Origin of the sequence: Streptomyces ureilyticus, assembly GCF_011045025.1 — a bacterium.
In the GTDB taxonomy this organism is placed as follows: domain Bacteria; phylum Actinomycetota; class Actinomycetes; order Streptomycetales; family Streptomycetaceae; genus Streptomyces; species Streptomyces ureilyticus.
Genome location: NZ_JAAKZX010000301.1, coordinates 1 through 9,207 on the forward strand (window position 1 = coordinate 1; position 9,207 = coordinate 9,207).

Genomic DNA, 9,207 nt, shown 5'->3' on the forward strand with positions numbered 1-9,207 from the left:
GGACAGGCTGATTCTCAGCCCCTCTACCCCCCGTAGAACAACTCCTCCACCACACCCCGAGCCCGCCGCGTCGTACGCCGATACGCGTCCAGCATGTCGCCCACATGCCCGGGCCCGAACCCCAGATAGCGGCCCACGGCCCCCAGCTCACGCCCGTCCGACGGAAACGTGTCGCCGGCCCGCCCCCGCACCAGCATCACCGCGTTCCGCACCCGCGTAGCCAGCACCCACGCCTCGTCCAGTATCGAGGCGTCCTCGGCGGAGATCAGTCCGGCGGCGCACGCGGCGGCAAGGGCCTCGCGCGTGCGGGTCGTACGCAGTCCCGGCTCCGCCCAGCCGTGCTGGAGCTGGAGGAGCTGCACCGTCCACTCCACGTCGGACAGACCGCCGCGGCCGAGCTTGGTGTGGAGGGTGGGATCGGCGGCGCGCGGCAGACGCTCGGATTCCATGCGGGCTTTGAGGCGGCGGATCTCGCGTATGGCGTCGTCGTCGAGACCTTCCGCGGGATAGCGCAGGGGGTCGATGAGTTCGATGAAGCGCCGGCCCAGGTCCGCGTCGCCGGCGACGGGTTCGGCCCGCAGCAGGGCCTGGGACTCCCACACCAGGGACCACCGGCGGTAATACGCCTCGTACGAGTTCAGGGTCCGCACCAGCGGCCCCGACTTCCCCTCCGGCCGCAGATCGGCGTCGATCAGCAGCGGCGGGTCGGAGCTCGGGATCTGCAGCAGCCGCCGCATTTCCGCGACCACGGCATGGGCGGCTTTCGAGGCCTCCTGCTCGGGCACGCCCTCGCGCGGTTCGTGCACGAACAGCACGTCCGCGTCGGAGCCGTAACCCAGCTCGTGCCCGCCGAACCGCCCCACTCCGATCACCGCGAAGCGTGTCGGCAGTGTGTCCCCCCAGCCCTGCCGTACGACGGCACGCAGCGTTCCGGCGAGCGTCGCGGCCGTCAGGTCGGACACCGCGCCGCCGACCATGTCGACGAGCGCGCCCTGATCGGCGGCGGCCGGCGACTCCTCCGTACCGTACGAGCGGACGATGTCGGCGGCGGCCGTACGGAACAGCTCGCGCCGACGCACCCCGCGCGCGGCGGTGACCGCGGCCTCTCCCCCGTCGGCGCGCCCCACGGCGGAGAGGATCTCCTGCTCCAGGTGGGCGCGGTCGCGGGGACCGAGGCCGTCCCCGTCGCCGTTGCCCAGCAGCGCCACCGCCTCCGGGGCCCGCATCAGCAGGTCCGGGGCCAGCCGCCCGGCGGACAGGACCCGGGCCAGGTTCTCGGCGGCGGCTCCCTCGTCGCGGAGCAGCCGTAGGTACCAGGGGGTTTTGCCGAGGGCGTCGGACACCTTGCGGAAGTTGAGCAGTCCCGCGTCGGGGTCGGCGGAGTCCGCGAACCAGCCGAGGAGCACGGGCAGCAGCGTCCGCTGGATCGCCGCCTTGCGGGTGACCCCGGAGGCCAGCGCCTCCAGGTGGCGCAGCGCGGACGCCGGGTCCGCGTAGCCGAGGGCGACCAGCCGCTCACGGGCCGCGTCCGCGCTCAACCGGGCCTCGCCGGGCGCGAGTTGGGCCACGGCGTCGAGGAGCGGCCGGTAGAAGAGCTTCTCGTGCAGGCGTCGTACGACGGAGGTGTGCCGCCGCCACTGACGGTTCAGCTCGGTGACGGGGTCGGTACGCAGGCCGAGCGAGCGGCCGATACGGCGCAGATCGGCTTCGTTGTCCGGCACGAGATGCGTACGCCGCAGCCGGTAGAGCTGGATGCGGTGCTCCATCAGGCGCAGGAACTTGTACGCCTCGTCCAGCTGCACGGCGTCGGAGCGCCCCACGTAGCCACCCGCGGCCAGTGCCTTCAGGGCCTCAAGGGTGGTCCGGCTCCGTAGCGACGTATCGGCCCGGCCGTGCACCAACTGCAGGAGCTGTACGGCGAATTCGACATCCCGCAGTCCGCCGGGACCGAGTTTCAGCTCGCGCTCGATCTCGGCGACGGGGATGTTCTCGACGACGCGGCGGCGCATCTTCTGGACGTCGGGGACGAAATTCTCGCGTTCGGCCGCCTGCCAGACGAGGGGGGCGAGCGTGGCGACGTACTCCTCGCCGAGTTCGATGTCCCCGGCGACCGGCCGGGCCTTGAGCAGGGCCTGGAACTCCCAGGTCTTGGCCCAGCGCTGGTAGTAGGCGAGATGACTGGAGAGCGTGCGGACCAGCGGGCCGTTTCGGCCCTCCGGCCGCAGATTGGCGTCGACGGGCCAGATGGAGCCCTCGACGGTGGTCTCGGAACAGATCCGCATCAGGTGCGAGGCGAGCCGGGTCGCGGCCCGCAGGGCCTTGCCCTCGTCGGCTCCGTTCACGGCCTCCGCGACGAAGATGACGTCGACGTCGGAGACGTAGTTCAGCTCCTGGCCCCCGCACTTGCCCATGGCGATGACCGCGAGGCGGCACAGGGCGGCGTCCTCGGGCGCGGCGGCCCGGGCGATGGCGAGCGCGGCGCGCAGCGTGGCGGTCGCGAGGTCCGCGAGTTCGGCGGCGGTCTCGGCGAGGTCGGTGGTGCCGCATACGTCGCGTGCGGCGATGGACAGCAGGCAGCGGCGGTAGGCGACGCGCAGGGACACCGGGTCGGAGGCTTCGGCGAGACCGAGCTCGAACTCCGCGATCCCGGGGTGCAGGTCCTGCGGCTCGTACATCACGAGCGCCTGCCAGTCGAGCGGATGCCGGGCCAGATGGTCGCCGAGCGCGGCGGAGGCGCCGAGCACTCCGAGAAGCCGGTCGCGCAGCGGCTTCGCCGAGATCAGCGTGTCCAGCAGCTCGCGCTGTCCCGCGTGATCCTTCTGCGCCTCGACCAGCCGGACTAGCCCGAGCAGCGCCAGGTCCGGATCGGCGGTCGCCCCGAGCGCGTCGAGCAGGACCGGGTCGTCCCTCACCTGCGCCAGCTCGCCGCTCTCCAGGAGCCGCTCGGCGGCCGACGGATCGGTGAAACCGTGCCGCAGCAGCCGCGAGAAGGTACTGCTCCTGCGCCCCGGCGTCGCCATCCCCGGCCTCCCCTCGGATCAAGGTCGTACGGCCATGAGCCTAGCCGGAGTGCTTGCGGGAAGCGCCCGGACGGGAGAGCGGGCGATGAGTTCGGGCGGGCCGCGGAGTCTGCCCTTGAGGAGAAGAGACAGGGAAAACCCGTAAGGAGAGCCCGTATGGAACCACGAGCCGAGCTCGACACCCGCTACAGCAGCGAAGGCGCCACCGCACTCCCCTGGTCGGAGACCGAAGCGATGCTTGCCGAAGCCGAGTTGTTCTGGATCTCGACGGTACGACCCGACGGGCGGCCGCATGTCACACCGCTGCCCGCGGTGTGGTCGGGCGGCGCGCTGCACTTCTGCACCGGGCCCGAGGAGCGCAAGGCGCGGAACCTGGAGCGGAACGCGAACGTCGTGCTGACCACCGGCACCAACACCTGGAACAAGGGTTACGACCTGGTGGTGGAGGGCGAGGCGGTCCGGGTCGCCGACGACGGCCGGTTGCGCGAACTGGCAGAGGCCTGGGAGCGCAAGTACGGCAGCTTCTGGCACTTCGAGGTGCGGAACGGCCGCTTCCATCACGGGCCGGGCGATGCCTTCGTCTTTTCGGTGGCGCCACGGGTCGTTTTCGGCTTCGGTAAGGGGGAGCCGTTCAGTCAGACCCGCTGGCGGTTCGAGTGACTCTTTCGTCGGGGCGAACTGGAGGACACCAGTGATGGAGTACACGCTCGAAGTGATCCCGCTGCCCGTGAGCGACATCGACCGAGCCCGCGACTTCTACCGGGACAAGGTGGGCTTCCACGTCGACATCGACCAGGAGGTCATGCCGGGCATGCGGATCGTCCAGCTGACGCCCCCGGGCTCGGGCTGCTCGATCGCCCTGGGCGACTCCCTCTGGGAGACGATGGACGGCCCGACGCCGGCCCCCGGCACGTACCAGGGCCTTCAGCTGTGCGTCACGGACATCAAGGCGGCCCACGCCGAACTGACCGACCGCGGCCTGGAGGTCTCCGAGCCGGTTCAGTACACCCCGGAGGACGGAGCCACCTTCATGCACTTCAAGGACCCGGACGGCAACAGCTGGTCCATCCAGGAGTTCCGCCGCCGGGCCGAAGAGCCCCTGCACGAGCTGCTGGCCGAGCAGAGGCGGCAGCGGGAGAGCTGAGCAGGTACGGGGTAGCGCGGGGGTGCTCTCGGAGATCCTTCTGAAGGATCTCCGAGAGCACCCCCGCCGCCGTCCTTCCAGCGGAGCGCTTACGCGTGCTCCCGCCAGCGGTTCGTTATCGGCAGCCGCCGGTCCTTGCCGAAGCCCTTGGCCGAGATCTTCGTACCCGGCGGGTACTGGCGCCGCTTGTACTCGGCCGCGTCGACCATGCGCAGGGTCTTCACGACCAGGTCGCGGTCGAACCCGGCCGCGACGATCGCGTCGGCGCCCGTGTCGCGGTCGACGTAGAGCTCCAGGATCGCGTCCAGGACCGGGTAGTCGGGGAGCGAGTCCGTGTCGACCTGCCCGGGGCGCAGCTCCGCGCTCGGCGGCTTGGTGATCGAGTTCTCGGGGATCGGCGGCGTCTGGCCCCGCTCGGCTGCCGCACGGTTGCGCCACGCGGCGAGCCGGAAGACCGATGACTTGTAGACGTCCTTGATCGGACCGTACGCCCCCACCGAGTCGCCGTAGAGCGTCGAATAGCCCACCGCCAGCTCGGACTTGTTGCCCGGCGCCAGCACGATGTGCCCCTCCTGGTTGGAGATCGCCATCAGCATCGTGCCGCGCAGCCGCGACTGGAGGTTCTCCTCGGCGAGACCCGTGAGCCCCAGCGACCCCATGTACGCGTCGAACATCGGCTCGATCGGTACGGTCCGGAAGTTGAGCCCGGTCCGCCGCGCCAGCTCGGCCGCGTCGCCCTTGGAGTGGTCCGAGGAGTACTTGGACGGCATCGACACCCCGTACACGTTCTCCGCGCCGAGCGCGTCGCAGGCGAGCGCGGCCACGAGCGCGGAGTCGATGCCACCGGAGAGCCCGATCAGCACGGAACGGAAACCGTTCTTCGCGACGTACGCCCGAAGACCCACCACGAGCGCCGAGTACACCTCTTCGTCGTCGTCCAGCCGCTCCGCGTATCCACCGGCGAGCTCCGGCTCGTATGCGGGCAGCGGGGCCCCGGAGATGACGAGGTGCTCGATCCGCATCCCGTCGTCCACGCGTCCCGATAGCGGCTCGGCGGCAGCGGCCGGCAGATCGAGATCGAGTACGACGCAGCCCTCGGCGAACTGCGGGGCCCGCGCGACGACTTCACCGTCCCGGTCGACCACGATCGAATCTCCGTCGAAGACCAGCTCGTCCTGCCCGCCCATCATGGCGAGGTACGCGGTCGTGCAGCCGGCCTCCTGCGCCCGCTTGCGCACCAGCTCGAGACGGGTGTCGTCCTTGTCGCGCTCATACGGGGAGGCGTTGACGGAGAGCAGCAGCCCGGCCCCGGCGGTCCGGGTGGCCGGCACTCGCCCGCCGTCCTGCCAGAGGTCCTCGCAGATGGCGAGGGCGACGTCGATGCCGTGGACCCGTACGACAGGGAGGGTGTCGCCGGGTACGAAGTACCGGAACTCGTCGAAGACGCCGTAGTTCGGCAGGTGGTGCTTGGCGAAGGTGAGCACGACCTCTCCGCCGTGCAGCACGGCGGCGGCGTTCTGCGGCGCTCCGGCCGGCTGCCCGAACTTCGGCTGGGCGGCCTCGGACCGGTCGAGGTAGCCGACGATCACCGGCAGCCCGCCGAAGCCCTCGTCCGCGAGGCGCGCGGCGAGGCTGTGCAGGGCCGCGCGGGAGGCCGCGACGAAGGACGGCCGCAGGGCCAGGTCCTCGACGGGATACCCGGTCAGCACCATCTCCGGGAACGCCACCAGATGCGCTCCCTGCTCGGCGGAGTGCCGGGTCCAGCGGACGATCGACTCGGCGTTTCCGGCGAGATCGCCGACGGTCGAGTCGATCTGATTCAGGGCGAGGCGTAGTTGAGGCACGAAGCCCAGTGTAATCGTCAAACAGACACGATGGGGTGTGGCGGACCCCACGCCAACGCCCCACAGGGCGTTACTCGGGCGGCTTCGCCCCCCGCTTCTTCAGCAAGTCCGTCATCAGGCTCATCTCTGACTCCTGGGCCTCGACCATGCCCCGCGCCAGATCGCGCTCAACCCCGACCTCGCACCGCTCCACGCAGCCCTCGGCCATGTGGACGCCGCCCACGTGATGGGCGTACATCAGCTGGAGGAAGCGGACCTCGGCGGCCTTGCCGCTCGCCTTCTCCAGCGACTTCAGCTCCGTGTCGGTCGCCATCCCGGGCATCAGCGCGCCGTCCTCGCCCGACGGCATGTTGCCCATGCCCATCCATGTCATCGGCGGGTCCGCGGACACCTTCGGCAGCTTCCACAGGTCCAGCCAGCCGATCAGCATGCCGCGCTGGTTGGCCTGCGTCTGCGCGATGTCGTAAGCGAGGCGGCGTACCTCTTCGTCCTCGGTGCGGTCCCGCACGATGTACGACATCTCGACGGCCTGCTGGTGGTGGACCGCCATGTCGCGCGCGAAGCCCGCGTCCGCGGAATCGGCCGCGGGGACCGGCGTGCCCGAGTCGCCGTCGGCGATCGCGTAGGTGATCCCGCCGGCCGCCACGAGGACGGCCGCGGCGGCTCCGGCGATCCAGCCGACGTGCTTCATCGTTGCCACAGCTTCCTACTTGCCTTCGTGCGTACGTACTTGCTGCTCGGCTGCTACTTGGCGAGGCCGCCGGTGCAGGCAGCGCCCTTCTCCGGCGTCTGCTCGCCCTGTACGTACTTCTCGAAGAACGTGTTCACGTTCGGGTCCTTCGCGCTCGTCACCGCGCGCTGCGCGCCCCAGGCGGAGAGCATGATCGGGTCCTTCTGGTCCTCGACCGGGCTCATCAGCGAGTACGGAGTCTTCTCGACCTTGTCCGCGAGCGCCTTCACGTCCGCGTCCGAGGCCTTGCTGTTGTACGTCACCCAGACCGCGCCGTGCTCCAGGGAGTGCACGGCGTTCGTCTTGCTGAGCTCCTTGGTGTAGACGTCGCCGTCGCAGTTCATCCACACCTGGTTGTGGTCGCCGCCCACCGGGGGGTTCATCGCGTACTTGACGTCGCCGCTGACGTGGTTCTGGGTCAGCTTCGTGTTCCAGGTCCTGACGCCGTCCTTGCCCGTGGTGAACTTCCCCTTCTGGGCGGCCGACGAGGTGCTGCTGTCGTCCTCGGACTGCGTGCTTATCAGGTACGCACCGCCGGCCACGAGGCCGCCGACTATGACCACGCTGGCGGTGATCGTGAGGATCCGGTTGCGGCGCTCGCGGGCCTTTTCGGCGCGGCGCATCTCCTCTATGCGCGCCTTGCGTGACGCGGACGCTTTGTTCTTCGCGGAACCCATGGTGAGTCCTTCGGGGCCTTGGGGGAGAGACGGTCGGGTGAGGTTGATCGTAGTCCGGCCGGCAGCGGCGTATGTAGCGCCCCTGGTGGTCGGCCGCACATTTCCCGCCCCGGCATTACAGGGGCTCGGGTGAACAGGCACTATGGGCAGCAGAGCAGGACACCTGCCGTACGTGAGGCGTTCAGACGGAGGTCGGCCGCCCGATCAAGGTCCGCAACGCGCACGAAATGGTGTTGTGGTGGGATGCTCAGGTGCCCGACCGCCTCCCGTGGCGCGGGAGCAGGCGGCCTGACCAGCAAGGATGGGTGGAAGCGGAAGATGGACAAGCAGCAGGAGTTCGTACTCCGGACGCTGGAGGAGCGCGACATCCGGTTCGTACGGCTGTGGTTCACGGACGTGCTGGGCTTCCTCAAGTCCGTGGCCGTGGCCCCGGCCGAGCTGGAGCAGGCCTTCGACGAGGGCATCGGCTTCGACGGTTCCGCGATCGAGGGCTTCGCCCGGGTCTACGAGTCCGACATGATCGCCAAGCCGGACCCGTCGACCTTCCAGGTCCTGCCGTGGCGCGCGGAGGCCCCGGGCACGGCCCGTATGTTCTGCGACATCCTCATGCCGGACGGCTCCCCGTCCTTCGCGGACCCGCGGTACGTACTGAAGCGCGCCCTCGCCAAGACCTCCGACCTGGGCTTCACCTTCTACACCCACCCGGAGATCGAGTTCTTCCTGCTGAAGGACCGCCCGCTGGACGGCTCGCGCCCGACGCCCGCCGACAACTCCGGCTACTTCGACCACACCCCGCAGAACGTCGGCATGGACTTCCGCCGTCAGGCGATCACGATGCTGGAGTCGATGGGCATCTCGGTGGAGTTCTCGCACCACGAGGGCGCGCCGGGCCAGCAGGAGATCGACCTGAGGTACGCGGACGCGCTGTCGACGGCCGACAACATCATGACGTTCCGCCTGGTCATGAAGCAGGTGGCGCTGGAGCAGGGCGTCCATGCGACCTTCATGCCGAAGCCGTTCTCCGAGCACCCGGGCAGCGGCATGCACACCCACCTCTCGCTCTTCGAGGGCGACCGGAACGCGTTCTACGAGTCGGGTTCGGAGTACCAGCTCTCCAAGGTGGGCCGCTCCTTCATCGCGGGCCTGCTGAAGCACGCGGCGGAGATCGCGGCGGTGACGAACCAGTGGGTCAACTCGTACAAGCGCATCTGGGGCGGCGCCGAGCGCACCGCCGGCGCCGGCGGCGAGGCCCCCTCGTACATCTGCTGGGGCCACAACAACCGCTCGGCCCTGGTCCGCGTCCCGATGTACAAGCCCGGCAAGACCGGTTCCGCGCGGGTCGAGGTCCGCTCCCTGGACTCGGGCGCGAACCCGTACCTGGCCTACGCGGCCCTGCTGGCCGCCGGCCTCAAGGGCATCGAGGAGGGCTACGAACTCCCGCCGGGCGCCGAGGACGACGTCTGGGCCCTCACGGACGCCGAACGCCGCGCGATGGGCATCGAGCCCCTCCCGCAGAACCTCGGCGAGGCCCTCTCCCTGATGGAACGCAGCGACCTGGTCGCCGAGACCCTGGGCGAGCACGTCTTCGACTTCTTCCTGCGCAACAAGCGCCAGGAGTGGGAGGAGTACCGCTCCGAGGTCACGGCCTTCGAGCTGCGGAAGAACCTGCCGGTTCTGTAGGTGTCGCAACCCCCTCGTCCTCAAACTCCCCCAGCGGTAGCTGGGGGAGTTTGAGGACGAGGCCGTTCAGGCCGATCGGGGGTCTGGGCGCGGTCGCCCGCAATCTGCAGGC

Annotated in this window: 7 protein-coding genes; 3 read left to right on the top strand and 4 right to left on the bottom strand. The window is 69.9% G+C overall.

Annotation, left to right across the window (positions count from 1 at the left end; genetic code table 11):
- Window positions 1-23 precede the first annotated feature (23 nt).
- Window positions 24-3,020: a bifunctional [glutamine synthetase] adenylyltransferase/[glutamine synthetase]-adenylyl-L-tyrosine phosphorylase gene (locus G6048_RS44470; RefSeq protein WP_165345312.1), complete on the bottom strand. Its 2,997-nt coding sequence runs from the start codon at window positions 3,018-3,020 to the stop codon at window positions 24-26.
- A 156-nt stretch (window positions 3,021-3,176) separates the two neighbouring features.
- On the opposite strand from G6048_RS44470, the gene G6048_RS44475 reads away from it, so the two are divergent.
- Window positions 3,177-3,680 (top strand): pyridoxamine 5'-phosphate oxidase family protein, encoded by a 504-nt coding sequence (locus G6048_RS44475; protein ID WP_165345313.1) that lies wholly within the window; start codon window positions 3,177-3,179, stop codon window positions 3,678-3,680.
- Between the two features lie 34 nt (window positions 3,681-3,714).
- Window positions 3,715-4,164, top strand: coding sequence for a VOC family protein (locus G6048_RS44480; RefSeq protein ID WP_165345314.1), 450 nt, complete (start codon window positions 3,715-3,717; stop codon window positions 4,162-4,164).
- A gap of 89 nt (window positions 4,165-4,253) precedes the next feature.
- Here the strand turns inward: G6048_RS44480 and G6048_RS44485 are convergent, their stop codons facing one another.
- From G6048_RS44485 to G6048_RS44495, 3 genes are all read right to left on the bottom strand, one after another.
- Window positions 4,254-6,008 (bottom strand): NAD+ synthase, encoded by a 1,755-nt coding sequence (locus G6048_RS44485; RefSeq protein ID WP_165345315.1) that lies wholly within the window; start codon window positions 6,006-6,008, stop codon window positions 4,254-4,256.
- Window positions 6,009-6,078: 70 nt separating this feature from the next.
- The gene (locus G6048_RS44490; protein WP_165345318.1) at window positions 6,079-6,699 is read right to left on the bottom strand and encodes a DUF305 domain-containing protein; all 621 of its coding nucleotides are present in this window, start codon (window positions 6,697-6,699) and stop codon (window positions 6,079-6,081) included.
- A gap of 53 nt (window positions 6,700-6,752) precedes the next feature.
- Window positions 6,753-7,415 carry a DUF3105 domain-containing protein gene (locus tag G6048_RS44495; protein ID WP_165345316.1) on the bottom strand — a complete coding sequence of 221 codons (663 nt, stop codon included), beginning with the start codon at window positions 7,413-7,415 and terminating at the stop codon, window positions 6,753-6,755.
- A 318-nt stretch (window positions 7,416-7,733) separates the two neighbouring features.
- Between G6048_RS44495 and glnA the strand changes: the two genes are divergently transcribed.
- Window positions 7,734-9,095 carry a type I glutamate--ammonia ligase gene (gene glnA / locus G6048_RS44500; RefSeq protein ID WP_165345317.1) on the top strand — a complete coding sequence of 454 codons (1,362 nt, stop codon included), beginning with the start codon at window positions 7,734-7,736 and terminating at the stop codon, window positions 9,093-9,095.
- The last annotated feature ends 112 nt before the right edge of the window (window positions 9,096-9,207 follow it).

Coding starts and splice junctions, on each gene's coding strand:
- G6048_RS44470 (WP_165345312.1), bottom strand. CDS start 3,020: ATGGCGACGCCGGGGCGCAGGAGCAGTACCTTCTCGCGGCTGCTGCGG.
- G6048_RS44475 (WP_165345313.1), top strand. CDS start 3,177: ATGGAACCACGAGCCGAGCTCGACACCCGCTACAGCAGCGAAGGCGCC.
- G6048_RS44480 (WP_165345314.1), top strand. CDS start 3,715: ATGGAGTACACGCTCGAAGTGATCCCGCTGCCCGTGAGCGACATCGAC.
- G6048_RS44490 (WP_165345318.1), bottom strand. CDS start 6,699: ATGAAGCACGTCGGCTGGATCGCCGGAGCCGCCGCGGCCGTCCTCGTG.
- G6048_RS44495 (WP_165345316.1), bottom strand. CDS start 7,415: ATGGGTTCCGCGAAGAACAAAGCGTCCGCGTCACGCAAGGCGCGCATA.
- glnA (WP_165345317.1), top strand. CDS start 7,734: ATGGACAAGCAGCAGGAGTTCGTACTCCGGACGCTGGAGGAGCGCGAC.